The sequence below is a fragment of the Acinetobacter calcoaceticus DSM 30006 = CIP 81.8 genome, assembly GCF_000368965.1.
Taxonomy (GTDB): Bacteria; Pseudomonadota; Gammaproteobacteria; order Pseudomonadales; family Moraxellaceae; genus Acinetobacter; species Acinetobacter calcoaceticus.
Genome location: NZ_KB849784.1, coordinates 244809 through 269824 on the forward strand (window position 1 = coordinate 244809; position 25016 = coordinate 269824).

The 25016-nt window shown below is 41.1% G+C and carries 22 protein-coding genes, 2 tRNA genes and 3 rRNA genes; 15 read left to right on the top strand and 12 right to left on the bottom strand.

The window, feature by feature from the left end; all coding sequences use genetic code 11:
* The first annotated feature begins 124 nt into the window (after positions 1-124).
* From tgt to secF, 4 genes are all read left to right on the top strand, one after another.
* Positions 125-1258, top strand: coding sequence for a tRNA guanosine(34) transglycosylase Tgt (gene tgt, locus F936_RS18395; RefSeq protein ID WP_005050186.1), 1134 nt, complete (start codon positions 125-127; stop codon positions 1256-1258).
* A gap of 99 nt (positions 1259-1357) precedes the next feature.
* The gene (gene yajC / locus F936_RS18400; RefSeq protein ID WP_003655131.1) at positions 1358-1687 is read left to right on the top strand and encodes a preprotein translocase subunit YajC; all 330 of its coding nucleotides are present in this window, start codon (positions 1358-1360) and stop codon (positions 1685-1687) included.
* A 51-nt stretch (positions 1688-1738) separates the two neighbouring features.
* Positions 1739-3640 (top strand): protein translocase subunit SecD, encoded by a 1902-nt coding sequence (gene secD / locus F936_RS18405; protein ID WP_005050189.1) that lies wholly within the window; start codon positions 1739-1741, stop codon positions 3638-3640.
* Between the two features lie 8 nt (positions 3641-3648).
* The gene (gene secF / locus F936_RS18410) at positions 3649-4614 is read left to right on the top strand and encodes a protein translocase subunit SecF (protein ID WP_016802085.1); all 966 of its coding nucleotides are present in this window, start codon (positions 3649-3651) and stop codon (positions 4612-4614) included.
* A gap of 65 nt (positions 4615-4679) precedes the next feature.
* On the opposite strand, the gene coaBC is transcribed toward secF, so the two are convergent.
* Positions 4680-5933: a bifunctional phosphopantothenoylcysteine decarboxylase/phosphopantothenate--cysteine ligase CoaBC gene (coaBC, locus tag F936_RS18415; protein WP_005050195.1), complete on the bottom strand. Its 1254-nt coding sequence runs from the start codon at positions 5931-5933 to the stop codon at positions 4680-4682.
* Between the two features lie 99 nt (positions 5934-6032).
* On the opposite strand from coaBC, the gene radC reads away from it, so the two are divergent.
* Together radC and F936_RS18425 are read left to right on the top strand one after the other, a co-directional pair.
* On the top strand, positions 6033-6752 hold the full coding sequence (gene radC / locus F936_RS18420; RefSeq protein WP_080595481.1) for a RadC family protein: 720 nt from the start codon (positions 6033-6035) through the stop codon (positions 6750-6752).
* A gap of 61 nt (positions 6753-6813) precedes the next feature.
* Positions 6814-7725, top strand: a complete 912-nt coding sequence (locus F936_RS18425) for a bestrophin family protein (protein ID WP_003655126.1) — start codon at positions 6814-6816, stop codon at positions 7723-7725.
* 4 nt (positions 7726-7729) lie between these two features.
* On the opposite strand, the gene F936_RS18430 is transcribed toward F936_RS18425, so the two are convergent.
* Entirely contained in the window at positions 7730-8581 is an 852-nt protein-coding gene (locus tag F936_RS18430; RefSeq protein ID WP_004638753.1) for a PHP domain-containing protein, read from the bottom strand.
* 44 nt (positions 8582-8625) lie between these two features.
* Between F936_RS18430 and F936_RS18435 the strand changes: the two genes are divergently transcribed.
* From F936_RS18435 to mnmC, 4 genes are read left to right on the top strand one after another with little or no spacing between them, the layout of a single operon-like run.
* Complete coding sequence (locus F936_RS18435) at positions 8626-9240, top strand: septation protein IspZ (RefSeq protein WP_005050202.1); 615 nt, start codon at positions 8626-8628, stop codon at positions 9238-9240.
* 34 nt (positions 9241-9274) lie between these two features.
* A complete protein-coding gene (locus F936_RS18440; protein WP_003655119.1) occupies positions 9275-9577 on the top strand; it encodes a YciI family protein in 303 nt (100 codons plus the stop codon).
* Between the two features lie 4 nt (positions 9578-9581).
* Positions 9582-10046: an SH3 domain-containing protein gene (locus F936_RS18445; protein ID WP_005050204.1), complete on the top strand. Its 465-nt coding sequence runs from the start codon at positions 9582-9584 to the stop codon at positions 10044-10046.
* A 23-nt stretch (positions 10047-10069) separates the two neighbouring features.
* Positions 10070-11944 (top strand): bifunctional tRNA (5-methylaminomethyl-2-thiouridine)(34)-methyltransferase MnmC2/FAD-dependent 5-carboxymethylaminomethyl-2-thiouridine(34) oxidoreductase MnmC1, encoded by a 1875-nt coding sequence (mnmC, locus tag F936_RS18450; RefSeq protein ID WP_005050207.1) that lies wholly within the window; start codon positions 10070-10072, stop codon positions 11942-11944.
* Positions 11945-11981: 37 nt separating this feature from the next.
* On the opposite strand, the gene F936_RS18455 is transcribed toward mnmC, so the two are convergent.
* A complete protein-coding gene (locus F936_RS18455; RefSeq protein WP_004638747.1) occupies positions 11982-12296 on the bottom strand; it encodes a rhodanese-like domain-containing protein in 315 nt (104 codons plus the stop codon).
* 91 nt (positions 12297-12387) lie between these two features.
* Between F936_RS18455 and F936_RS18460 the strand changes: the two genes are divergently transcribed.
* Both F936_RS18460 and F936_RS18465 read left to right on the top strand, forming a co-directional pair.
* A complete protein-coding gene (locus F936_RS18460) occupies positions 12388-12876 on the top strand; it encodes a YajQ family cyclic di-GMP-binding protein (RefSeq protein WP_004638746.1) in 489 nt (162 codons plus the stop codon).
* A gap of 35 nt (positions 12877-12911) precedes the next feature.
* Positions 12912-13406: a DUF4442 domain-containing protein gene (locus F936_RS18465; RefSeq protein WP_005036088.1), complete on the top strand. Its 495-nt coding sequence runs from the start codon at positions 12912-12914 to the stop codon at positions 13404-13406.
* 39 nt (positions 13407-13445) lie between these two features.
* Here F936_RS18465 and F936_RS18470 read toward each other — a convergent pair whose 3' ends face one another.
* The 3 genes from F936_RS18470 to F936_RS18480 are packed head-to-tail and all read right to left on the bottom strand — an operon-like array spanning position 13446 to position 15201.
* Complete coding sequence (locus tag F936_RS18470) at positions 13446-13865, bottom strand: acyl-CoA thioesterase (protein WP_004638741.1); 420 nt, start codon at positions 13863-13865, stop codon at positions 13446-13448.
* Between the two features lies 1 nt (position 13866).
* The gene (gene trxC, locus F936_RS18475; RefSeq protein WP_005050212.1) at positions 13867-14304 is read right to left on the bottom strand and encodes a thioredoxin TrxC; all 438 of its coding nucleotides are present in this window, start codon (positions 14302-14304) and stop codon (positions 13867-13869) included.
* Complete coding sequence (locus tag F936_RS18480; protein ID WP_005050214.1) at positions 14305-15201, bottom strand: alpha/beta hydrolase; 897 nt, start codon at positions 15199-15201, stop codon at positions 14305-14307.
* A gap of 189 nt (positions 15202-15390) precedes the next feature.
* On the opposite strand from F936_RS18480, the gene F936_RS18485 reads away from it, so the two are divergent.
* The 3 genes from F936_RS18485 (at position 15391) to F936_RS18495 (ending at position 18748) form a co-directional block, all read left to right on the top strand.
* Complete coding sequence (locus F936_RS18485; protein WP_005036085.1) at positions 15391-15726, top strand: protein tyrosine phosphatase family protein; 336 nt, start codon at positions 15391-15393, stop codon at positions 15724-15726.
* A 367-nt stretch (positions 15727-16093) separates the two neighbouring features.
* Positions 16094-17290 (top strand): hypothetical protein, encoded by a 1197-nt coding sequence (locus tag F936_RS18490; RefSeq protein WP_005050217.1) that lies wholly within the window; start codon positions 16094-16096, stop codon positions 17288-17290.
* Positions 17291-17374: 84 nt separating this feature from the next.
* Positions 17375-18748: a dihydrolipoyl dehydrogenase gene (locus F936_RS18495; RefSeq protein ID WP_003655107.1), complete on the top strand. Its 1374-nt coding sequence runs from the start codon at positions 17375-17377 to the stop codon at positions 18746-18748.
* Between the two features lie 60 nt (positions 18749-18808).
* Here the strand turns inward: F936_RS18495 and F936_RS19680 are convergent, their stop codons facing one another.
* From F936_RS19680 to F936_RS18525, 6 genes are all read right to left on the bottom strand, one after another.
* Complete coding sequence (locus F936_RS19680) at positions 18809-19339, bottom strand: NMCC_0638 family (lipo)protein (RefSeq protein WP_005050220.1); 531 nt, start codon at positions 19337-19339, stop codon at positions 18809-18811.
* Positions 19340-19471: 132 nt separating this feature from the next.
* Positions 19472-19586, bottom strand: a 5S ribosomal RNA gene (rrf, locus tag F936_RS18505).
* Between the two features lie 182 nt (positions 19587-19768).
* Positions 19769-22662, bottom strand: a 23S ribosomal RNA gene (locus tag F936_RS18510).
* A 370-nt stretch (positions 22663-23032) separates the two neighbouring features.
* Positions 23033-23108, bottom strand: a tRNA-Ala gene (locus F936_RS18515).
* A 56-nt stretch (positions 23109-23164) separates the two neighbouring features.
* Positions 23165-23241, bottom strand: a tRNA-Ile gene (locus tag F936_RS18520).
* 59 nt (positions 23242-23300) lie between these two features.
* Positions 23301-24838, bottom strand: a 16S ribosomal RNA gene (locus tag F936_RS18525).
* The 16S, 23S and 5S rRNA genes sit together here with 2 tRNA genes alongside, the layout of an rRNA operon.
* Positions 24839-25016: the final 178 nt, after the last annotated feature.

Genomic DNA, 25016 nt, shown 5'->3' on the forward strand with positions numbered 1-25016 from the left:
AAATTTTATCTATTTTATAGCCAGCTACATTTAGTAGTAGAACTACATCGCAGAATCAAGGAAAATAGCTCTCTTTTTAGCAGCGAACTGTTTCTTCGCCTCTGCTCGTGTTCAGGATTTTTAGATGAAGTTTGAAAAATTAGGTCAGTCGGGGCGCGCCCGTCGTGGTCGTTTAACTTTAGAGCATGGTGTTGTTGAGACACCTGTTTTTATGCCAGTGGGGACTTACGGCACAGTCAAAGGTATGTTACTGCGTGATATCGAAGACATTCAGGCACAAATTATTTTAGGAAATACATTCCATTTATATTTGCGTCCAGGTCTTGAAGTGATTAAAGAACACGGCGGTTTACATGACTTTATTAAATGGAATAAGCCAATTTTGACTGACTCTGGCGGTTTCCAGGTTTTTAGTCTTGGCGCAATGCGCAAAATCAAAGAGGAAGGTGTTACTTTCCGCTCACCGATTGATGGTTCAAAAGTATTTTTATCGCCTGAAATTTCTATGGAAATTCAGCAGGTTTTGAACTCTGACATCGTCATGATTTTTGATGAATGTACACCTTATCCTGCAACTCATGAAGAAGCACAAAAATCATTGCAGCTTTCTTTACGCTGGGCAAAACGTTGTAAAACCCATCATCATGATGAGCTCAAAAATAAGAATGCGTTATTTGGCATTATTCAAGGCGGTATGTATGAAGACTTACGTGATGAGTCTTTAAATGGTCTTCTTGAAATCGGATTTGATGGTTATGCGATTGGCGGCTTATCTGTAGGTGAACCTAAAGACGAGATGATCAAAGTTTTAGATTATCTACCTAGCAAAATGCCACAAGATAAACCGCGTTACTTGATGGGCGTTGGTAAACCTGAAGATATCGTTGAAGCGGTGCGCCGCGGTGTCGATATGTTCGACTGTGTAATGCCAACCCGTAATGCGCGAAACGGTCATTATTTTGTCACTGATGGTCTGGTACGTATTCGTAATAGTAAATATCGCCATGACCAGAGCCCGCTCGATCCACATTGCGATTGCTACACTTGTAAAAACTTTACCCGTGCTTATCTATTCCATCTTGAAAAATGTGGAGAGATGTTAGCGTCTATGCTCGGTACCATTCATAACTTACGTTATTACCAACGTTTAACTGAAGGTATGCGTGATGCATTAGAAAATGGCACATTTGACGAATTTGTTCAGGACTTTTATGCCCGCCGTGGTTTAGAAGTTCCACCATGTCCGGTCGATGAATAAGCCCGATTTGCGCTCAACCTCAAGACAAGGTAAATTGCAAAACGAATTAGGATTATGTCAGGTATCTGACTCATATTTTTTAACTTTAAGGAAATCAAAATGAGCTTTTTAATTTCTGCTGCACATGCAGCACCGGCAGCTGGCCCAACTACAGGTATTTTGCCAAACATCTTGATGATTGTCGTATTCGTTGCAATCTTTTATTTCTTAATTTGGCGCCCTCAAGCAAAACGTGCTAAAGAACACCGTTCTTTAATCGAGAGCTTAGGTGTAGGCAGTGAAGTTGTGTTCGCTGGTGGTTTAATGGGCAAAGTGACCAAAATTGAAGGTGACTATGCAGTTGTTGAACTTAGCCGTGGTGTAGAAGTAAAAATTCAGCGTGCCAGCGTAATTTCAGTATTACCTGAAGGCACTCTAAATAACCTTTAATCATAAAACAGTCGTGCTTTAGCACGGCTTTTTCATTTAAGAAGAAAGCGAATGCGTTACCCTGCATGGAAATATTTACTGATTCTGGTTGTTCTGGTAATCAGTACATTATACGCACTGCCTAGTCTATATCCGGATGAGCCCGCCGTTCAAATTTCCGGTGCCAAAGCTGGCACCCAAATTGATCAAAGTGTGGTGCAAAAAGCAGAGCAAATTTTAAAAACAGCAAATATTGCAAGTCACGATAATACTTTTACAAATAATGCTGCCCTATTGCGTGTCAGCTCTTCTGAAGCGCAGTTGAAAGCAAAAGAAGTATTACGCCGTGACTTAGGTGATCAATATGTTGTTGCCCTAAACCTTGCACCAACCACACCGGAATGGTTGCAAAAGATTGGGGCTAAACCAATGAAACTTGGTTTGGACTTACGTGGTGGTGTCCACTTCTTGCTTGAAGTAGATATGGACAAAGCCGTTGCCCAACGTATGGAAACCTCTGCCACCGATTTGCGTCGTCAGTTCCGTGAAAACAAGATCAAATTTAACAGTCTTGCATTAACTAATAATGTGATCACTGTTCAATTTGCTGACAATGCTGACCGTGATGCAGCAATGGATTTTTTACGTCGTAATGGGAATGAATATACCCAACAGGCATTAGCAAGCTCTACAGGTTCTACTTTAAAGCTTACTTATACTGATGTACGTCGCCAAGAAATTCAGTCATATGCGGTGAATCAAAACTTAACAACATTACGTAATCGTATTAACGAACTTGGTGTTGCAGAAGCATTGGTACAAAGTCAGGGTAGCAACCGTATTGTCGTTGAATTACCGGGTGTTCAAGATACAGCTGAAGCGAAACGTGTTTTAGGCCGTACTGCAAACCTCGAATTCCGTTTGGTTTCTGACGCAAATGATCAATATATTGACCCATACACAGGTAAATATAATGGTCAACCTTTACCTCCGGGCACAGAAGTTTTTGCTTATGAGTCTTTAGACAGCGGCCGTCAACTTTTGTTGCAACGTAACCGTATCTTGACGGGTGAGCGTGTTCAAAATGCAAGTTCTGGCTTTAGCCAAGACTCTGGTGGTGCCGAGGTAAATATTACCCTCGACAGTGCTGGCGGTAAGCTTATGTCCGATGCAACTCGTAATGCTGTTGGTAAACGCATGGCGGTATTGTTCATCGAAAATAAGCAAAAAATTACTTATGTCACAGATCCTAAAACTGGTGCACAAACAGAAGTTCGTACTCCATACACTGAATCTGTAGTCATCAATGCTGCAACAGTTCAGGCCGTTTTAGGTTCAACTTTCCGTATTACCGGTTTAAGTTCTCCTCAAGAAGCATCAGAACTTGCATTAATGCTACGTGCAGGTGCTTTGGCTGCGCCAATGTATTTTGTTGAAGAACGTGTAGTTGGTCCAAGCCTTGGTCAAGAAAACATTGATAAGGGCGTATTATCAACTCAAATCGGCTTCTTGCTTGTTGCAATCTGGATGGTGGTTTTCTTCCGTCTATTCGGTTTAATCGCTAACTTTGCACTCGTTGTTAACTTGGCAATGATTTTAACGGTTATGTCATGGATTGGGGCTTCCCTCACCTTACCAGGTATTGCGGGTATCGTTATTACCATTGGTATGGCCGTCGATGCGAACGTATTGATATGTGAGCGTATTCGAGAAGAAATGCTCTGGGGTGCATCGCCCAAACAGGCCATTGTGGCCGGTTATGATCGAGCCTACAACACCATTTTTGACTCGAACTTAACGACGTTCCTCGTTGCTTTCATTTTGTTTGCAATTGGTACAGGCCCGATCAAAGGTTTTGCCGTAACATTAATGATTGGTATCGTGTGTTCGATGTTTACTGCAATTACAGTGACTCGCGCAATTGTACAAATCATTTATGGTAAACGCCGTAATTTGAAAAAGTTGAGCATTTAAGGAGATCGATGATGACTAAAGTGACTCAACAAGATTCAAAACAATATGGACGTCCGGATGATGCAAAAATCATCCCGTTCATGAAGATTGCCAAACCTGCGGCAATCTTCTCGATCCTTATTACTTTGGCGAGTATTTTCTTTATTGTAACTAAAGGTCTTAACCTCGGTTTGGACTTTACAGGTGGTGTTTCAGCTGAGCTTAACTACGCTCAACCAGCAAATCAGTCTGAAGTCATTCAGGCACTCGATAAAGCTGGCTTTAAAGATGCTGTAGTGCAAACCTTAGGTAGTAATAAAGACCTACTTGTACGCATGCCAGTACAAGAAGTTAAGGTTGAAGACCTAAGTAATGCCATCACCAAAGCTGTACAGTTACCAAACAATGCCGCAGAAGTTCATAAAGTGGACTCTGTAGGTGGTCAAGTAGGTAATGAGCTTTATGTTCGTTCTGCTGGTGCGGTTGCACTTGCGCTTATCTTAATGTTGATCTACGTAACCATCCGTTTCGAGTTTAAACTCGCGATGGGTGCCGTAATGTCTTTATTCCACGACATCATCATTATTATTGGTGCTTTTGCATTATTCCAGTGGCCGTTTGACCTTACAGTTCTAGCTGCGGTACTTGCTGTCATTGGCTTCTCGCTTAACGATAACATCGTAGTGTCAGACCGTATCCGTGAAAATTTCCGTAAAATTCGCGGTGCGACTCCTCGTGAAATCATCGATATTGCTTTAACTGAAACTTTACGTCGTACCATTCATACATCAATGACCTTATTGCTTGTCGTTCTGGCAATGATGTTCTTAGGTGGTGATGGTCTACACTGGTTCGCTGTTGCAATGTTTGTTGGTGTCTTTGTAGGTACTTACTCTTCAATTTATATCGGTACAGCTTTTGCCTTATGGCGTGGACTTAACCGTCAGGACTTCATCGTTCAGGTTAAACCTGAATTTGAGGATGAAATTCCTTAAGTTGTATAAAGTAAGACATATAAAAAAAACCGCGATTCATTCGCGGTTTTTTTATTTAAAACATATTATTTACGGCGCAATGCATCCGAAATTGCTTCAACTAACTGTTGAGAAATTTCTTGTTTAGATGCTTTCTCTAACTCACGCTTTTTCATGTGATAGTTTTCAGCAAAGAAAACTGTCATGGCATTTTCATCAGAAGCAAAACCAATATCTGCACGAGACACATCGTTACATGCAATCATATCTAGTTTTTTAGCGACCAGTTTTCCTGCTGCATACTCTTCAACATTTTGTGTTTCAGCAGCAAAGCCCACCATAAATGGACGTTTTTCCTGACCCGCAATGGTTGCCACAATATCTGGATTTTTCACAAGGGAAACATTCAACTCATCCCCTGCCTTCTTAATTTTATGCTCGGCAACTTCTGCTACGCGATAGTCTGCGACTGCGGCAGTTGCAATGAAGATATCACAGCCTGTTTCTAACGAGTCCATACTGATATCTAACATTTGTCTTGCAGAGGCAACATTTACTCTTTTTACACCATTCGGTGTATCTAAACTTACAGGTCCAGCAATTAGCGTCACTTGTGCGCCAGCCGCGTAACAAGCAGCAGCTAAAGCAAAGCCCATTTTACCGGTACTGTGGTTCGAGATATAACGAACAGGGTCAATCGCTTCACGCGTTGGCCCAGCGGTAATCACAACTCGCTTTCCAGCCAACAAGCCAAATTTTTCAGCGATTGCACGTTGAGCCTGATGGAAATAGCCAGCGACTTGCCTTGCAATTTCTTCTGGCTCTGGCATACGGCCTAAACCGACATCACCACACGCTTGCTCACCCGCATCCGGCATAATCACATGCACGCCATCTTCGACCAAGGTTTGTAAATTTCGTTGCGTTGCTTTGGCCGCCCACATTTGCTGGTTCATGGCAGGTGCAACCCACACAGGAGATTTTGTTGCCAAAAACACTGTACTGAGCAAGTCATCTGCTAAACCATGTGCAAATTTTGCCAAAGTATCGCAACTTGCAGGCGCAACCAGTAATAAATCAGCCCAACGTGCTAATTCAATATGTCCCATCCCAGCTTCAGCCGCAGGATCTAAAAGTTCAGTATGAACGGGATTACCAGAAAGAGCCTGAAACGTTAGTGGGGTAATAAATGCCTGAGCACCATGTGTCATGACCACACGCACGTCAAAGCCATAATCTTTAAGGCGACGGACTAAAATGGCACTTTTATAGGCAGCAATTCCGCCAGTGACAGCTAAAACAATGTTTTTATGAGGAATAACACTTAGATCAAAGCTCACGAACAGGATACCTTACTGTTGCAGTGGCGCTCACAATAGCATTAAATACGCGCAGACCCAAGATTGATTGGGCAAACAAAATAAAATTTTAAGCGAATTATGCTGGGGAATATGAATACTTCTATTAAAAATTGGCCCGAACAAGAGCGGCCAAGAGAACGGTTATTGCAACAAGGCCCTCAAAGTCTTTCAGATGCAGAGCTACTGGCGATTTTTCTTCGCTCAGGTTCACGACAACATTCAGCAGTCGAATTATCACGGTTACTCATTCAGCACTTTGGTAGCCTAAATGCAGTATTTGATTCATCGTTAAGTGAGTTAACTCAATTTAATGGAATTGGAGCAACAAAATATTCACAATTATTGGCAGTTAAAGAGCTCGGGCGGCGTTATCTCGATCATCACTTTCAGAAAAATAATCTCAGCCTTCACACTTCTGATTTAGTCTTGGATTATTTGCGCTACGAATTAAAAGGCGAAAAACAAGAAGTCTTTGCAGTGCTTTGTCTAGACCCTGAATTAAGAAAACTTCACTTTAAAAAGTTATTTTTTGGGTCAGTTCAACATTGTGCGGTTTCAGTCAATCAAACCCTACGCTACGCCCTACAACAACATGCTTGCCAGCTCGTTATTGCACACAATCATCCATTTGGTTCAGCGCAGCCTTCTGCCGAAGATATTGCCTTAACTCAACAACTGGAACATGCCTGTCAGCTTGTCGAAATACGCCTCTTGGATCATTTTATTATCTCACCAGAAGGAAGCTTTTCATTTGCTGAACAACAACTGCTCAACCCAGCAATAATATCAGTTCAATGATATTGACAAAGGGTCACTAAGCCTAGAAGATCAAAGCAAAAATAGTGACGTTAAAAACAAAATGATTGTTCGTGAGCAGCCTAGTATTTTCAAAGTATTATTCTCTTGGCGAGGGACAATTTTACCCAAAATTTTACCCTCTCTAGGGGTCGTTATGCTGATTTCGGCAATCATTGGGGGCGTAGAATATATCAATCTTTATCGCTTTCCAGAGATTCCTTTGGTTGGCTTTACCCTTATTGGCGTCGTACTTTCTATTTTCTTAGGATTTAAAAATACTGCATGTTATGACCGTTGGTGGGAAGCCCGAAAATTATGGGGCGTTTTAATTGCAACTTCACGCCATTTTGACCGTGACTGCAGAATCTTGACTCAAGCCCGCCGTGAACGTGTTATTCAGCATGTGATTGTTTTTGCTAACGTGTTACGTGATCGTTTACGTCGTCAGACGGCGAACCCAACTGAGTTAATACAAACCAGCGGTATGAGCCAGCAAGCACTCACCCAGCTCTATCAGCAAAATAATGCTCCTCAGTACACACTTAGCCTCATTCACTGGGAATTATTGCAAGCGCTTAAAGAAGGTGAAATCTCAGACATCATCTATGCACAGATGAATAGAAATGTTGCAGATTTAAGTGTCGTGCAAACTGGCTGTGACCGAATCGCCAATACACCTATTCCATTTGCCTATTCAGTTTTGCTTAATCGCACTGTCTATTTTTTCTGTTTTATGTTGCCGTTCAGTCTTGGTTCATTGCTTGGATTAGCAACACCTTTACTGGTGGGAATTTTGGCATATACATTCTTAGGACTTGATGCACTCAGCTCGGAAATTGAAGAGCCTTTCGGTACTCAAAGTAATGATTTACCTTTAGATGCCATGGTACGTAGTATCGAAATTGAACTTTTAGGGACTTTGGGGAAACCTACCCCACCACCAATTCAAGCTCAAGATAATAACTTGTTGTAATGGCTTAGAGAAAACGTTCCCAAACACCTTGCTGATTAGCCGTTGGCTTAGGTGTATTTCCCAGTTTAATCCATGGCATATTTTCACCATGAAAATCACTGCCAATCGATACAGCTAACTGATATTGCTCAATCATCCGATCAATCATCTGGCGAGTAGATAAAGTTTCCATCGGTGGAGGTAACTCAATTGCATCTCCACCTGAAGTTGCGAACAATTCAATTAAATATCGAACATTAGTTGCAGATAAATCATAACGAGTCGGATGTGCTAAAACTGCCAACCCTTTACTTTCGTGAATCATGTCAATTGTTTCTTTTAACCCTAATCCTTCAAACTTTACAAAAGCACGTCTTCCTTCTTTTAAGAAACGATCAAATGCTTGTTGAGGACGAGTTACAACTTTCTTTTCGACCAGTGTTTTAGCAATGTGTGTTCTGGTGATGCGGTCTGCCTGATCTTCTACTTTGGCAAGAACATCCTCATAAATCTGAAAACCAATACATTTTTCTAATAAATCGCAAATTACTTTAGCTCTTTGCGCTCGTACTCTTTTTTGTTGTTCTAATGCTTCTAAAATTGGTGCTTCATTTTGCATGTTTAAAGCAACAATATGTACACCATAACTCTTCTTCGTTGTTGGACGTGACCACTGACTTGAAATCTCTGTACCAGAAATGATTTTTAAATCATGACCTTGTGCAGCAATTCTAGCTCGCTGCAACCCATCCATTGTATCGTGGTCAGTTAAAGCCAAAGTATGCAAATTCACATCTATAGCAGCTTGCACCAGTAATTCCGGAGACAAAGTTCCATCAGAAATATTGCTATGTGTATGTAAATCTATGCCTTGCATCTTTTATACTATGCCATTCACCAAACCTGATCAGATACTCTAACATGAAAGCACTTCTGGACTTTGTTCCATTAATTATTTTCTTCTATTTATATAAAACAGTTGATCCAACCGACACACAGCATCCTTTACTTAAACTGATCGGGTCTGCTGGTGGTGTCGATAATAATAATATTCTTGTAGCAACTACTGGCTTAATTATTTCAATGCTTGTGGTATATGGTGCCCTATTTGTTTTCCAAAAATTCCGTCTAGATAAACAACAGTGGTTTGTATTGTTTATGACTGTCATTTTTGGTGGCATCACCCTCATGTTAAGTGATGATTTCTATATTCGTCTAAAAGCTGCAATTTTGAATTTGGTTTTTGCAGGTGCATTCTTAGTTTCACCTTGGTTTGGTAAAGATCGTAAGCCACTCATACGACGTTTATTTGATCCTATTTTAGACTTAAGTGAAAAAGGTTGGAAAAATCTAAATTTCGCTTGGGCAGTCATGTTTGTGGTGATGTCTTGTTTACATATCTTCTTCGCGTTTTTATTTCACGGCGGAAAATATTGGGGTGAATTCACTGCATTTGGTGACATGATTGTCATGTTTTCATTTATCATTATTCAGTTCATTATTTTACGTAAACATTTTAAGTCACCTGAAGCTTAAAATGATTCCTGATTGATTACAGAGATACGATTACATGCCTTTTTTTGTTCTAAGCTGTACCGATAACGAAGGAACTTTAGAAAAACGCTTGGCAGTACGCCCGCAGCATATCGAACGTTTGCAAAAACTTGATAATGAAGGCCGCCTTGTTACAGCGGGAGCTATGCCAAAAGACCCTAATGATCCTCAAGCAGGTTTTTATGGCAGCACCATGATTGTTGAATTCGACAGTCGCGAAGCATTAGACGAATGGTTAAAAGAAGAACCATTTCTCAAAGAAGGCATTTACGCTCATATTGATGTAAAACCGTTTAATAAAGCATTTCCAAAAGGGTAATCATATGCACCCTGCAATCAAAAGCTTTCTCGGCTTGTGTTTGATCTGTTCAACTGCTAATGCAGTTGAACCTGCTGCCACACCAGCAACGACTCCACCAAGTGCGCCTTCAACTCAGGCTGCGAATAAACCAGTTCCAATAGCTGCTACAACGGCGTCGACCGCAACAAAACCACTCACGGCTGAGCAACTTGCAAAGAATAAACAACAGCAAGATGCGAAAATCAAAGCTTTAGTTCAAGATCAGGCATCTCGTTTAAAACAGTTAGAACATGCCAATCTTGAAGCACTCTCCCAGAACCAAGAGTTACAGTTAAAAAATGATAGCCTCTCTGTTCAGGTTCAAGTCTTACAAAGCGAACGTAGTGCGCAAATGTTTTTATATGGTGCGGTTACCTTAGCTGGTGGCGTATTGCTGGGTTTCTTTATCTCTAGTTATATCCATACAAAACGTCGACGCCAGTGGTAAATCCAAGCGATCTATTAAACTAAATGAACGTATCAAACCGTATACAAACAGCAGAACTGGACTGGGAATTAATCGATGGTATCGAGGTTCCCATTTCCAAACAATTTGGTGATGTCTATTTCTCTAAAGATAATGGCCTACTTGAAACACGGCATGTTTTTCTAAATGGTAACGACTTATCAGAACGCTTAGCCAATCTAAAAGATTTTGAATATTTTAGTGTAGGAGAAACCGGTTTTGGTACGGGTTTAAACATTCTTGCACTCTGGCAACTTTGGCAACAAGTCCGTCCTAATAATCAAAGCCATTTACATGCCATTAGTGTTGAAAAATTTCCATTAAGTAAAGCCGACCTCATTCGTGCTTTAAATGTATGGGATGAGCTTAAACCACTTGCAGATCAGCTAATTGAACAATATCCACTACCTATTGCTGGATGTCATCGTTTAAGTTTCCCTGAAGAACGTTTTAGCATCGACTTATGGCTAGGAGATGCACAAGATATTTTCCCAAGCATGGCTAAAACTAAAGCAGTAAATGCTTGGTTTTTAGATGGCTTTGCACCCTCTTGCAATCCAGACATGTGGGAACAAAATGTTTTAAACCATATTGTTCGTCTTTCTGACTATGGCAGTACATTTTCCTCTTTTAGTGTCGCTGGTGTTTTAAAACGGGGGCTAAAAGCACATGGTATTAATATTTCTCGTCCACGTGGTTTTCGGCATAAACGTGAAATGCTCAAAGCAATCTGGAACCCACCTCAATCTGATGATGAGCCCTCCCCATTAGACCTAGTTCACTCATTGGGTAAGGGACAACAGCATATTGCGATTATTGGGGCCGGTATAGCAGGTTTAACTACAGCGTGGGCATGTGCAGCACGTGGACATCAAGTCACCCTATATGAGCGAACAGAGGCATTATCTGGCGCTTCTGGAAACCCTTTAGCCCTGCTTAATCCAAAGCTATGCCCAATTGAGCAAAGTCATGAACATCTAATGACCTTAAGTTGGCAACATGCCTTGAATTTTTATAAAAATTTTCAAGCATTTCGTCCACTTCAAATACAACAAATCGCCTTAAAAAATGCAGACGAACTTCTCGATCTTGTAAATCAATATCCAGCTCAGGTTGTTACCCACTCAACGAACTCACTTGAAACTGCATATTCAAGTGTTTTTCTTACCGAAGCGGGTTCTGTTTCACCACATCAACTACGTGATGAAATTTTGCAACATCCTTTGATCGATTTAAAAATTCTCAATATTACAGAGCTTGTATCTTGTGAAAATAAAGTACAAATCATAAGCGAGAATAAAACTATCGATGAAAGCGACCATGTGATCGTATGCTGTGCACGTCAAAGCGCGACTTTTTTTGAAAGCTATCCACAGTTAAAACCAATACGTGGGCAAGTAAGCTGGGTTGACAATACTTTTGCTCCCCTACCTATACAGGAAGCTTATAGTTATAGCGGCTACTGTATGCAACTTAATGCTTCACAGATGATTTTAGGTGCATCTTTCTACCCAAATCGTGAGGATCAAGAAGTAGTGCCAGAAGACCATGTGCATAACTTTGAATTAATCCACAGCGTATTCCCTGAATATGCACAACAACTGCCTTCTACGACCACTTGGCAAGGCCGAGCATCTATCCGCGCACAAAGCTTAGATTATTTTCCTCTCGTTGGGAAAATGCAGGAGAATAGCCGAATTGCTACTTTTGCTGGTCTTGGTTCTAAGGGCTTCTTATTTGCTCCGCTATGCAGTGAGATCTTAGTTGCCCAAATGTTAGGAGAAGCTTGTCCAGTACCGGACCGCTTATTACAAAAATTGAATCCGCAACGATTCCAAAAAAAAGTAAAACCTAAAAAGCCTTATTTCAAACCACAATAGTTCAATTCCATAAAAAAGCACCCGAAGGTGCTTTTTTTTATGCGCCCTGCTCTAGAGGCAAGCCGGCATCACGAGCTGCACGTGTCCCCCCCATCAGCACGACATATTCACGCGAGGCATCGAATCCTTCTAGTGTCTCAGCTGCACGAGGAGCTTTGCTACCACCACCACATAAAATATAAATCGGCTGACCCGCAGAGACCTGGTTCAAAATATCAGCATTCAAATCATTAATCGGGCGATTTACCGCACCTTTAACATGCCCTTCTGCATAAGCATTTGTATCACGGACATCCCAGATAACAGCATTTTCTGGGAATTCAAATGTTGTAATTTCTTGTTTACGGATCATTGTGCACTCCTTTGATGTAAACAACACTTGGCAAATGAAGAAAACCCTCTTAGCATCTCAAATATTCTTTCCCTTTGTAAAGGTCTAAACTATGCCTTCTTTCGATATTGTCTCTGAATTAGAGATTTTTGAAGTTAATCATGCTGTACAGAACACACAAAAAGAGATTGCAACACGTTTTGACTTTCGTGGTCATGATGTTTCAGTCGAAATAAACGAAAAAAATAAAGAAATTAAAATCAGTACCGAAAGTGATTTCCAGTGTGAACAAGTTTACAACATGTTAGAAAATCATTTTTACAAACGTAAAATTGATGTACAAGCTCTAGACCCGCAAAAAGCCGCTGCTTCAGGCAAAAATTTTGTACAAGTAATTAAACTTAAAGACGGTCTTGACTCAGATACTGCAAAAAAAATTAATAAAGCCATTAAAGAAAGTGGCGTTAAAGTGCAATCTTCTATCCAAGGCGACAAAATTCGTGTAACGGATAAAAAGCGCGACACTTTACAACAAGTGATGAATTTTTTACGTGAACAACAATTTGGTGTGCCATTACAGTTTAATAACTTTAAAGATTAATCTCTTGTCGTGACATTCAAAGCTAAGGTAATTCCATGTCTCAATCCAATCGTCTATCAAAACTGGTAAAAGCGACTTCAAAATTCCCTAAAGGTATTCGGAGTACACTTTGGAGCAAGGCGTTTGGTCGTATCGTGCCAATGGTGGGTACAGCAAATATTCGCTATCTGGAAGTAGACTCAAACCACGTTACTGTCCGTTTAGAAAACCAAAAAAATATGCAGAATCATATTAAAGGAGTCCATGCTGCTGCTATGGCTCTTTTAGCAGAAACTGCGACTGGTTTCCTAACGGGTTTACACATTCCTGATAACCGCATTTTATTAATCAAATCATTGCATGTAGATTATTTAAAAGTGGTTGAAGGCGGTTTGACTGCCACAGCAACGTTATCTGCTGAACAGCAAAAGTTTATTGCAGATAATGAGAAAGGTGAACTTGTAATTCCAGTTACTGTCATTGATGATGCAGGCAATGAACCAATCCAGTGCCAAATGCTGTGGGCATGGTTACCTAAACGTAAGAAATAAAAATATAAAAAAGCCCAAATTTGAATTTGGGCTTTTTTATTATTCACAAGATACTAAAAACTTTTGTCTCGCTTCTTCGGGAATCTGACGCTTATTACCTTTTACATCAACTGCCACAAAGGTAAAGACTCCTTCAGTAATGCGTATTGGTTCACGAGAGTCATCATGACTATCCCAAACTTCAATTTGCATTTGAATAGAAGTATTTCCAACTTTTAAGATTTTCGTATAGCAGCTAATGACAAAGCCAACCTTTACCGGAACCAAAAAGGTCATTTGATTAATGGAAATCGTAGCACAGCGGCCACGACTGAAACGTTCTGCGTGAATTGCTCCAGCCAAGTCCATTTGTGACACAATCCATCCACCAAAGACATCACCACTCCAGTTTGTATCGGCTGGCATGGCAATCGTTTGTAAGGATAAAACCCCTTCTGGTTTGGTATAAGCTTCTGACACCTTAGCTCCCGAAATTCGTTTGAAGTTGTTGATCAAGCCACTGCTGCAATTCAGGCGCACGTAATGCGCCGCTAATACGCGCAACCTCTGTCGTTTTGTTCATTAAGACAAGTGTCGGAATACTTCTCACATGAAAAGCTTGGCTCAAGCGAGGAGATTCTTCGGTATTAATCTTGGCAAAAATAACGCCTGGATTCTGTTTTGCGACCTGCGCAAAATGTGGCGCCATCATTTTACAAGGTCCGCACCATTCTGCCCATAAGTCTATGAGAATAGGTAAATCACTATTCGTGATGTAGTTACTAAAATTTTGCTCATTTAACTCAATAGGTGCAAGCGGTAGTAATGGTTGATGACATTGCCCACAGCTTGGTTGCTCAGGAAGTTTTTCTTCAGGAACTCGGTTTTTTGCACCGCACGATGCACATACAATAATCATTTACACCACTCCTATATGCTGATGTAAAAATTCTAATTGGGTTATCACTGCTTTTTCAAACCATGAACCGTGATAAATATCAAAATGTTTCATATCCCACTCATGATAACTCACAAAAGGCGCAATATTTGTGGCAGCTTCGCGGCTTGATTCAATAGGAATAAGGGAATCTTTTTGGGCCGCAATAAATAAAACTGGAATATTAATCTGGCGTACAACTTGAATTGGACGGTATCGCATCAAATTAAAAAAGACACGGGCTGGGACTTCCCCACTCCAATAATAGTCAGAATTTACGATCGATAAATAACCATAATAACTATCAGCTGTAGGCATAAAGCATAAATTATGTTGATCGACGACAGGCAATCTTTTGGGATTAAGCCCCATTTTTGATCCCATATAATCCTGACTCGATAACTTCAATGCTTGAGGATAGCGTTGCAAAGGATAAAGCTTGGCAGTTTCAGCACCATCGACATAAGGAATTTGTACTAAAATTGCCTGAATATTTTTTAATTCAGAAGCCAGACTTAGCGCATATCCTCCACTTAATGAAGTCCCCCACAACACGATCCTTCGATTATCCACAAGCTTACAGGTAGAAGCATATTGAATTACTGTCTTCCAATCTTCTAACTGCGAATTAATAGAGACCATTTCTCTTGGCTTGCCAGTGCTCCCACCCCAATATCGATAATCAAACAAAATAACAGCATAACCTGCTTGAGCGAACCGCTGAGCATATTGGATTAATTTAAATTGACGCAACGCAGCAAAACCATGGGCCATAATAATTACGGCAGATTTTTTATTTGTTTTAGGAATATAAAAATCAGCTGCGATCGTTTCCTGACCACATGGAACATATAAAGGCTCAACCGTATAAGCGTGCATATGTGCTCCGTTGAAATAGAATATGAATAACCAATTTTAAAATAGCTTGATGATCATTTTTAAAATTTATAACTTAGCTATAAGGCATAACTTTCTCAGTCAGAACAACACACGAGTGTCTTGTATCTCAGGTTAAGCTTAATGCTATGATACAGCATAAGAGGTTTTGTTAAATTTTGGAGTGACGAAATGTCAGAGAATGTTGGTTTCGCAGGTCAAATTGGTCCAGAGCATGTTGGCCAAGTTGTAGAAAAAGGATTTAAATCGATTATTAATAATCGACCAGATATGGAAGGCGGCCCAGAACAACCTACAAGTGCTCAAATTGAAGAAGCAGCACGTCAAGTAGGTCTAGACTACGTTTATCAACCTGTTGTAGCTGGACAGATTACAGAACTCGATGTACGTACTTTCGCAAATCATTACAATGAGTTGCCAAAACCTGTACTTATGTTCTGCCGTACAGGAAACCGTTCAAACAATCTATATCAATTAGCAAAACAAATGGATTTGCTAGACGATTAATTTTAAGAAATTAATATTTTATAAAACCCTATTTTTTTTCTTTAAGGTAGGGTTTTTTGATAACTTATTTTGCATATCTCTGCACGAATTCAACAGAACTAAAAATAATATTGATCTAAAGTGTTTAAATCTTTTTGAATCATTTATTAATTTTCATGAATAAATTTATATTTGCTCTTTTAACCTGTTTAATTCTTACAGCATGCTCATCAATGCAAGTAAAGCCTACAGTTGGAGTAACTATGGGTACACGAATTTGATCGGATAGCTTTCCCACAAATATAATGAGCAACCTCATGAAATATATGTTATTTTATAAATCTAAAAAATTATTTTAAATAACTTATCATTTTAATTGGGGATAATGATGAAACTTACTCATGGGGTATGTGGGGTTACTTTAGCTGCTTTTTTGACAGCTTGTGGTGGGGGTGGCAGTGATGGCTACTATAACCAAAATTCAAACTCTGGTTCTACGACAACACCAACCACACCATCAACAGATCAAGAGTTGGCGACTTCTGTTTTAAATAGCGTAAAGCAAGAAGGGAAATATTTATTTGGTGCATATGATCTTAATGATGAAAAATTATCAAAAGGTTATATTGATCACGCATTAGATACCTTCGCACAAGGTCCACTCAAGTTAACATTAGATATTCGAAAAGTAGATCTTACCAAGTACTCCGACCACTATCGTGATAAATGCTTTATTAAGAGTACTACAGACTACCGCGCCTGCTATGTATTTAAAGGTGAAGAAATTAAAACCTTGCTCTCTGGTTATAATGATTGGGACTTTGATATTACAGCAGATGATTTAAAGAATATTAAACTGGCAAGCGATAATACATCTCCAAATTTAGAGGATTATCAATCAAATACCAGAATTTATATTTTTGAAAATGAAAATAATGATAAAAACTTCCAGGATGTAACAATTACTGGAGCCTTTGCATATCCATTCCAACAGTCATGGGGACTGGAACAAACCAAGCAAAAAAGATTTGTATTAATTAATTCAACAACAAGTGATTATAAAATTACTACAACTACTCTTGTTCAAGATCCAGAAACAGGCCAACCAACTGAAAAAGAAGTTACTACCGGCGCAATGAGTGTATATAAAGATAATACCTCAACAGATGGTGATCTCTATGTAGTTCAGGGTGGTTCTGGTTTCAACGTACTTATCAATGATAACTCTAATGTTCCTTTTGCAGAACCAATCTCATTTATCGTGAACTCAACAGCAGGAAACACAAATAATGCGACATATAAGGTGAGTCAATCTGGCAATCAAATCCTAAGCTTACCTAATATTAGTAGCCTTGAAGGAAGTCGCGTTGAGAATGAAGCTCCAACGACTAATACACAAAAATTTAATGGCAGTATTTATCTAGAAGGAAAAGATATATTTACCTTTAAACAAAGTATGAACGGAACCACTTTGAACTTTAAACATTTAATTAATGGCATAAGTATTGAAGGTCAATCTACCAATCAAAATGGCACCGTATCAACTAAATTAAAAAAACCTTTTGAGCAAACCTTTACATTTTAAAGCTAAATAATTAGAACCAAACCCTCTATTGATGAGGGTTTTTCTATATATTCTATTTATCTATTAAAAATAGCTGAATGAAAAATGTTCGATATTATTATCATTGGTGCAGGTACCGCTGGTATTAGCGCATATAAAGAAGCAGCTAAACACACTAATAATCTTTTAATAATAAATGATGGGCCATGGGATACGACATGTGCTCGTGTAGGCTGTATGCCAAGTAAAGTCCTCATCTCTATAGCAAACCGTATGTTTGACATTCAAAATGCTCAAGAAGTTGCTTTAGATATATCTGCAAAAATTAATACTGATCAGGTTATGCAACATGTACAAACACTACGTGATCGCTTTACAGGTGCAACATTAAAAGATGTAGATCAATGGCCGACTGAGCATAAAGTTTCTGGTAAAGCACATTTTATTGATGCACAGACTGTAGAAGTTAACGGGAAACAGTACCAATCAAAAAGTTTTATTCTGGCGGTTGGTTCAACTCCTAATTATGATCAAACTTGGAAGCAAGAACTCGGTGATCAACTTATAACAACAGATCAAATATTCGAATTAAAAACACTACCTAAATCTATTGCTATCATTGGTAGTGGTGTAATTGCCCTCGAGATCGCACAAGCCTTACATCGTTTAGGGGTAGAAACCACTATATTTGCTCGCAGTAAACGAATTGGAATACTGACTAGCTCAAAACTTCAACAACTTGCACAAAAAGAGCTAGGGAAAGAGTTAAAAATTCTATTCGAGACTTTACCAAATGAAGTCAAGTGTAATTCTGAAGGTGTCATATTAAATTATAAACTTGAAGAAAAAGAGAAAATTCTTAAAGTTGAATATGTTCTAGTTGCAACAGGCCGTTCAAGTTTGCTTGATACTTTAAAACTAGAAAATATTGATGATTCTTTTAAAGATATTAAGTCATTACCTATAAATGCAACAACCAAGCAATTAGAGACCTATCCAATTTTTATTGTCGGTGATGCTTATACCTCAACACCATTACAACATGAAGCAGCACATGAGGGGAAAAAAGTTGTTCATAACTGTTTAAACTACCCTCAAGTCAATTCAGTTAAGACTCTTACCCCATTAGGAATTGTATTTAGTGATCCAGAAATGGCTATTGTTGGACAAAGCTATAAACAACTAAAAGACACTGGTATAGACTTTATTACAGGCGAAGCTTCTTATGAACGGCAAGGTAGAGCTATCGTCCTTGGAAAAAACAAAGGAGGCATTGAGGTTTATATAGAGAAAGAAAGTCAGAAGCTTCTCGGTGCTGAGTTATTTACAGAAGCAACAGAACATATGGCTCACCTATTAAGCTGGATAATAGGTGAAGGTTTAACTTTAAATGATATTTTAGAGAAACCCTTTTATCACCCAACTCTAGAAGAAGGTCTTCGCACTGCTTTAAAACATGCACGTAGACAGTTGAAATAATCAATTTTAGAAGAGCTCTTTTAATAAAAGTTGGCTCTTCTATACATTAAATTGTTTTAATTAATTCATTTGATGGGAAATAACAGCAACTAGTGAAGCATTTTTTTCAGATGAACTAGTATATATCCATGTCTCTAAAGCCTTTCCACCTTTAGAAATAATATAATTTGTTGTAGTCAATTTTTTATCTTTAGATATTTCCTTTTTATAAGTTAAACCAGTAGATTTGGGGGGCAACCAACTTTCTAAACTCTTCTGAATTTCAGTTGAGTCTCCTTTATTTATAAATAATGAACATACGCCATTATCGAGTTGAGTAATAACAAACTTTCCTTCTGAAGAGTTTATCATCCAAGCGTTCCCATTATAATCTTTTAAAAAATGTACAGCATACTCTTTAGGCATTTGAATAAAACCCATATTTTTTGCTTGTTTATTTATTATTTCTGGATTTCCTCTCGAACTAACACAAATATTTAAAAAAGCTTTTGTGCTGAATAAACTTTCTACAGCTTCATTAGCATAGATAGATTTACTACCCAGTGTTATAGCGAGCATACAGACAAATATTTTTAATCCTACAAATTTCATTATTCATACTCTTGTTATCATTTTAAGGTATTTGGTTTATATCATAATTCATTCCAAAATATTCTAACATTTTGAATTTTCCTGGCATAAAAAAACACCCTCAACTGTTAAGTTGAGGGTGTTTGAATAATGAGCTGGCGATGACTTACTCTCACATGGGAAACCCCACACTACCATCAGCGCTAAGAGGTTTCACTTCTGAGTTCGGGAAGGGATCAGGTGGTTCACTCTTGCTATGGTCGCCAGCACAACTGGTATGGATACTTGCATTGGTCTTATTGGTTGCCGATGCGTTTTCCAAATCTTTACAGATGGGCTGATTGAGTCTTACTATATTTTGTTCATTTTAGCTAAGCGTATAACTAAATCAAGTTGCTTTGCATATTAATGAATCGATTGATGCTTTATATACAACTGCTTGGGTGTTGTATAGTCAAGCCTCACGAGCAATTAGTATTGGTCAGCTTCACATATCACTATGCTTCCACATCCAACCTATCAACGTCCTAGTCTCGAACGGCTCTTTAGAGGACATAAAGTCCTAGGGAAATCTTATCTTGAGGTAGGCTTCCCGCTTAGATGCTTTCAGCGGTTATCCCTTCCGAACATAGCTACCCGGCGATGCGACTGGCGTCACAACCGGTACACCAGAGGTTCGTCCACTCTGGTCCTCTCGTACTAGGAGCAGATCCTCTCAAATTTCCAGCGCCCACGGTAGATAGGGACCGAACTGTCTCACGACGTTCTAAACCCAGCTCGCGTACCTCTTTAAATGGCGAACAGCCATACCCTTGGGACCTGCTTCAGCCCCAGGATGAGATGAGCCGACATCGAGGTGCCAAACACCGCCGTCGATATGAACTCTTGGGCGGTATCAGCCTGTTATCCCCAGAGTACCTTTTATCCGTTGAGCGATGGCCCTTCCATACAGAACCACCGGATCACTAAGACCTACTTTCGTACCTGCTCGACTTGTGGGTCTCGCAGTTAAGCGCGCTTTTGCCTTTATACTCTACGCGTGATTTCCGACCACGCTGAGCGCACCTTCGTACTCCTCCGTTACTCTTTAGGAGGAGACCGCCCCAGTCAAACTACCCACCAGACATGGTCCTCGCCCCGGATTACGGGGCAGAGTTAGAACCTCAACATTACCAGGGTGGTATTTCAAGGACGGCTCCATTGGAACTAGCGTTCCAACTTCAAAGCCTCCCACCTATCCTACACAAGTAAGGTCAAAGTTCAATGTCAAGCTGCAGTAAAGGTTCACGGGGTCTTTCCGTCTAGCCGCGGGTACACTGCATCTTCACAGCGATTTCGATTTCACTGAGCCTCTGCTGGAGACAGCGCCGCCATCATTATGCCATTCGTGCAGGTCGGAACTTACCCGACAAGGAATTTCGCTACCTTAGGACCGTTATAGTTACGGCCGCCGTTTACTGGGGCTTCGATCAAGAGCTTCGCTTACGCTAACCCCATCAATTAACCTTCCAGCACCGGGCAGGCATCACACCCTATACGTCCACTTTCGTGTTTGCAGAGTGCTATGTTTTTAATAAACAGTTGCAGCGGCCTGGTTTCTGTGGCTGTCATCAGCTCAGGAAGCAAGTTCCATCACCAACAACAGCGTACCTTCTCCCGAAGTTACGGTACCATTTTGCCTAGTTCCTTCAGCAGAGTTCTCTCAAGCGCCTTGGTCTACTCGACCTGACCACCTGTGTCGGTTTAGGGTACGATTCCTGTGTAACTGAAGCTTAGAGACTTTTCCTGGAAGCATGGTATCAGCCACTTCGCTGTACAAGTACAGCTTGCTATCAGATCTCAGCATAGAGCACCCCGGATTTGCCTAAGATGCATGCCTACTTCCTTTCACCTGGACAACCAACGCCAGGCTGACTTAACCTTCTCCGTCCTCTCATCGCATTACACAGAAGTATTGGAATATTAACCAATTTCCCATCGACTACGCCTTTCGGCCTCGCCTTAGGGGTCGACTCACCCAGCCCCGATTAACGTTGGACTGGAACCCTTGGTCTTTCGGCGAACGGGTTTTTCACCCGTTTTGTCGTTACTCACGTCAGCATTCGCACTTCTGATACCTCCAGCATACTTCTCAATACACCTTCATCGGCTTACAGAACGCTCCCCTACCACTTGACTTAAAAGTCAAATCCGCAGCTTCGGCACATAGTTTTAGCCCCGTTACATCTTCCGCGCAGGCCGACTCGACTAGTGAGCTATTACGCTTTCTTTAAAGGGTGGCTGCTTCTAAGCCAACCTCCTAGCTGTCTATGCCTTCCCACATCGTTTCCCACTTAACTATGATTTTGGGGCCTTAGCTGGCGGTCTGGATTGTTTTCCTCTTGACTACGGACGTTAGCACCCGCAGTCTGTCTCCCGGATAGTACTCATAGGTATTCGGAGTTTGCATCGGTTTGGTAAGTCGGGATGACCCCCTAGCCGAAACAGTGCTCTACCCCCTATGGTATTCGTCCGAGGCGCTACCTAAATAGCTTTCGGGGAGAACCAGCTATCACCAGGCTTGATTAGCCTTTCACCCCTATCCACAAGTCATCCCCTGGCTTTTCAACGACAGTGGGTTCGGTCCTCCAGTTAGTGTTACCCAACCTTCAACCTGCTCATGGATAGATCGCCTGGTTTCGGGTCTATACCCAGCAACTAAACGCCCTATTAAGACTCGATTTCTCTACGGCTCCCCTATACGGTTAACCTCGCTACTGAATATAAGTCGCTGACCCATTATACAAAAGGTACGCAGTCACCGAACAAGTCGGCTCCCACTGCTTGTATGCATGCGGTTTCAGGATCTATTTCACTCCCCTCACAGGGGTTCTTTTCGCCTTTCCCTCACGGTACTGGTTCACTATCGGTCAGTCAGGAGTATTTAGCCTTGGAGGATGGTCCCCCCATATTCAGACAAGGTTTCACGTGCCTCGCCCTACTCGTCATCATTATGTGTGCCCTTTCGTGTACGGGAATATCACCCTCTACGTTCGCACTTCCCAGAGCGTTCCACTAAAACACACATAACTTAATGGGCTGATCCCCGTTCGCTCGCCGCTACTAAGGGAATCTCAATTGATTTCTTTTCCTAAGGGTACTGAGATGTTTCACTTCCCCTCGTTCGCCTTGCAACACTATGTATTCATGTTGCAATACCTACCTTAAAGTAGGTGGGTTCCCCCATTCAGAAATCTCCGGATCAAAGGATATTTGCCGCCTCCCCGGAGCTTATCGCAGGCTATTACGTCTTTCATCGCCTCTGACTGCCAAGGCATCCACCACATGCACTTAATTACTTGACTATACAACCCCAAACAGTCGTTATTACCTACAAGGAGTAATAAGACATGATCAATGATTTCTCATCAATCTCTTACAGTTTGAAGTACTGTGTATTTAAACACTGTACAGCTTCAATCTAATTCATATACCAAAACGCTTGATTCAGTTAATTTGCTAGTTCTCAATTAATTCCAAGATCAGAATTACTTCCTCTCTCTTCATTATTGAGTGAACAATTTATTTCAGACTCAATTTTGCCAATCTGTTAATGAATAAACATGCCTTCGTCAGGTCATGCTTAATACCGTGATACTTAAATCACAGAAGTTAATAAACCAAGATTTAAATCTTTATTTACTAATTTCTGTAATCCGAACTTCTCTTAAGTTCTGGTGGAGACTAGGAGAGTCGAACTCCTGACCTCCTGCGTGCAAAGCAGGCGCTCTACCAACTAAGCTAAGTCCCCAGCTTACATCATCAGTTATGTATCTTCTTTTCTATAACTTCAACCAGTCAAAGTCATGGTGGGTCTGACAAGACTTGAACTTGTGACCCCACGCTTATCAAGCGTGTGCTCTAACCAACTGAGCTACAGACCCTCAGATACATCTATGAAGAACAACTTGTTGTGGATTCTTACCAATCGTCAATCTTTCGTTAAGGAGGTGATCCAGCCGCAGGTTCCCCTACGGCTACCTTGTTACGACTTCACCCCAGTCATCGGCCACACCGTGGTAAGCGTCCTCCTTGCGGTTAGACTACCTACTTCTGGTGCAACAAACTCCCATGGTGTGACGGGCGGTGTGTACAAGGCCCGGGAACGTATTCACCGCGGCATTCTGATCCGCGATTACTAGCGATTCCGACTTCATGGAGTCGAGTTGCAGACTCCAATCCGGACTACGATCGGCTTTTTGAGATTAGCATCCTATCGCTAGGTAGCAACCCTTTGTACCGACCATTGTAGCACGTGTGTAGCCCTGGCCGTAAGGGCCATGATGACTTGACGTCGTCCCCGCCTTCCTCCAGTTTGTCACTGGCAGTATCCTTAAAGTTCCCGACATTACTCGCTGGCAAATAAGGAAAAGGGTTGCGCTCGTTGCGGGACTTAACCCAACATCTCACGACACGAGCTGACGACAGCCATGCAGCACCTGTATGTAAGTTCCCGAAGGCACCAATCCATCTCTGGAAAGTTCTTACTATGTCAAGGCCAGGTAAGGTTCTTCGCGTTGCATCGAATTAAACCACATGCTCCACCGCTTGTGCGGGCCCCCGTCAATTCATTTGAGTTTTAGTCTTGCGACCGTACTCCCCAGGCGGTCTACTTATCGCGTTAGCTGCGCCACTAAAGCCTCAAAGGCCCCAACGGCTAGTAGACATCGTTTACGGCATGGACTACCAGGGTATCTAATCCTGTTTGCTCCCCATGCTTTCGCACCTCAGCGTCAGTGTTAGGCCAGATGGCTGCCTTCGCCATCGGTATTCCTCCAGATCTCTACGCATTTCACCGCTACACCTGGAATTCTACCATCCTCTCCCACACTCTAGCTAACCAGTATCGAATGCAATTCCCAAGTTAAGCTCGGGGATTTCACATTTGACTTAATTAGCCGCCTACGCGCGCTTTACGCCCAGTAAATCCGATTAACGCTTGCACCCTCTGTATTACCGCGGCTGCTGGCACAGAGTTAGCCGGTGCTTATTCTGCGAGTAACGTCCACTATCTGAAGGTATTAACTTCAGTAGCCTCCTCCTCGCTTAAAGTGCTTTACAACCATAAGGCCTTCTTCACACACGCGGCATGGCTGGATCAGGCTTGCGCCCATTGTCCAATATTCCCCACTGCTGCCTCCCGTAGGAGTCTGGGCCGTGTCTCAGTCCCAGTGTGGCGGATCATCCTCTCAGACCCGCTACAGATCGTCGCCTTGGTAGGCCTTTACCCCACCAACTAGCTAATCCGACTTAGGCTCATCTATTAGCGCAAGGTCCGAAGATCCCCTGCTTTCTCCCGTAGGACGTATGCGGTATTAGCATTCCTTTCGAAATGTTGTCCCCCACTAATAGGCAGATTCCTAAGCATTACTCACCCGTCCGCCGCTAAGTGATAGTGCAAGCACCATCACTCCGCTCGACTTGCATGTGTTAAGCCTGCCGCCAGCGTTCAATCTGAGCCATGATCAAACTCTTCAGTTAAAAATCATTTTGCACCTTATTAAAGACAAGGTGCCAATTCTGGCTCATCAATTTTCTGACTTAAATTTCGCTCAAATAAACTTCGAGTAATTTAAACCAATCAATCAATGATAATATTTCGATCAATCAATCAGTAAAAATCCACACAAGTTGTTCTTCATAATCTCTTAATGATCTT

Coding starts and splice junctions, on each gene's coding strand:
- F936_RS18425 (WP_003655126.1), top strand. CDS start 6,814: ATGATTGTTCGTGAGCAGCCTAGTATTTTCAAAGTATTATTCTCTTGG.
- F936_RS18490 (WP_005050217.1), top strand. CDS start 16,094: ATGAAACTTACTCATGGGGTATGTGGGGTTACTTTAGCTGCTTTTTTG.
- mnmC (WP_005050207.1), top strand. CDS start 10,070: ATGAACGTATCAAACCGTATACAAACAGCAGAACTGGACTGGGAATTA.
- radC (WP_080595481.1), top strand. CDS start 6,033: ATGCTGGGGAATATGAATACTTCTATTAAAAATTGGCCCGAACAAGAG.
- F936_RS18430 (WP_004638753.1), bottom strand. CDS start 8,581: ATGCAAGGCATAGATTTACATACACATAGCAATATTTCTGATGGAACT.
- F936_RS18435 (WP_005050202.1), top strand. CDS start 8,626: ATGAAAGCACTTCTGGACTTTGTTCCATTAATTATTTTCTTCTATTTA.
- F936_RS18455 (WP_004638747.1), bottom strand. CDS start 12,296: ATGATCCGTAAACAAGAAATTACAACATTTGAATTCCCAGAAAATGCT.
- F936_RS18445 (WP_005050204.1), top strand. CDS start 9,582: ATGCACCCTGCAATCAAAAGCTTTCTCGGCTTGTGTTTGATCTGTTCA.
- yajC (WP_003655131.1), top strand. CDS start 1,358: ATGAGCTTTTTAATTTCTGCTGCACATGCAGCACCGGCAGCTGGCCCA.
- F936_RS18460 (WP_004638746.1), top strand. CDS start 12,388: ATGCCTTCTTTCGATATTGTCTCTGAATTAGAGATTTTTGAAGTTAAT.
- tgt (WP_005050186.1), top strand. CDS start 125: ATGAAGTTTGAAAAATTAGGTCAGTCGGGGCGCGCCCGTCGTGGTCGT.
- F936_RS18465 (WP_005036088.1), top strand. CDS start 12,912: ATGTCTCAATCCAATCGTCTATCAAAACTGGTAAAAGCGACTTCAAAA.
- F936_RS18485 (WP_005036085.1), top strand. CDS start 15,391: ATGTCAGAGAATGTTGGTTTCGCAGGTCAAATTGGTCCAGAGCATGTT.
- secF (WP_016802085.1), top strand. CDS start 3,649: ATGATGACTAAAGTGACTCAACAAGATTCAAAACAATATGGACGTCCG.
- F936_RS18440 (WP_003655119.1), top strand. CDS start 9,275: ATGCCTTTTTTTGTTCTAAGCTGTACCGATAACGAAGGAACTTTAGAA.
- F936_RS18480 (WP_005050214.1), bottom strand. CDS start 15,201: ATGCACGCTTATACGGTTGAGCCTTTATATGTTCCATGTGGTCAGGAA.
- F936_RS19680 (WP_005050220.1), bottom strand. CDS start 19,339: ATGAAATTTGTAGGATTAAAAATATTTGTCTGTATGCTCGCTATAACA.
- trxC (WP_005050212.1), bottom strand. CDS start 14,304: ATGATTATTGTATGTGCATCGTGCGGTGCAAAAAACCGAGTTCCTGAA.
- secD (WP_005050189.1), top strand. CDS start 1,739: ATGCGTTACCCTGCATGGAAATATTTACTGATTCTGGTTGTTCTGGTA.
- F936_RS18495 (WP_003655107.1), top strand. CDS start 17,375: ATGTTCGATATTATTATCATTGGTGCAGGTACCGCTGGTATTAGCGCA.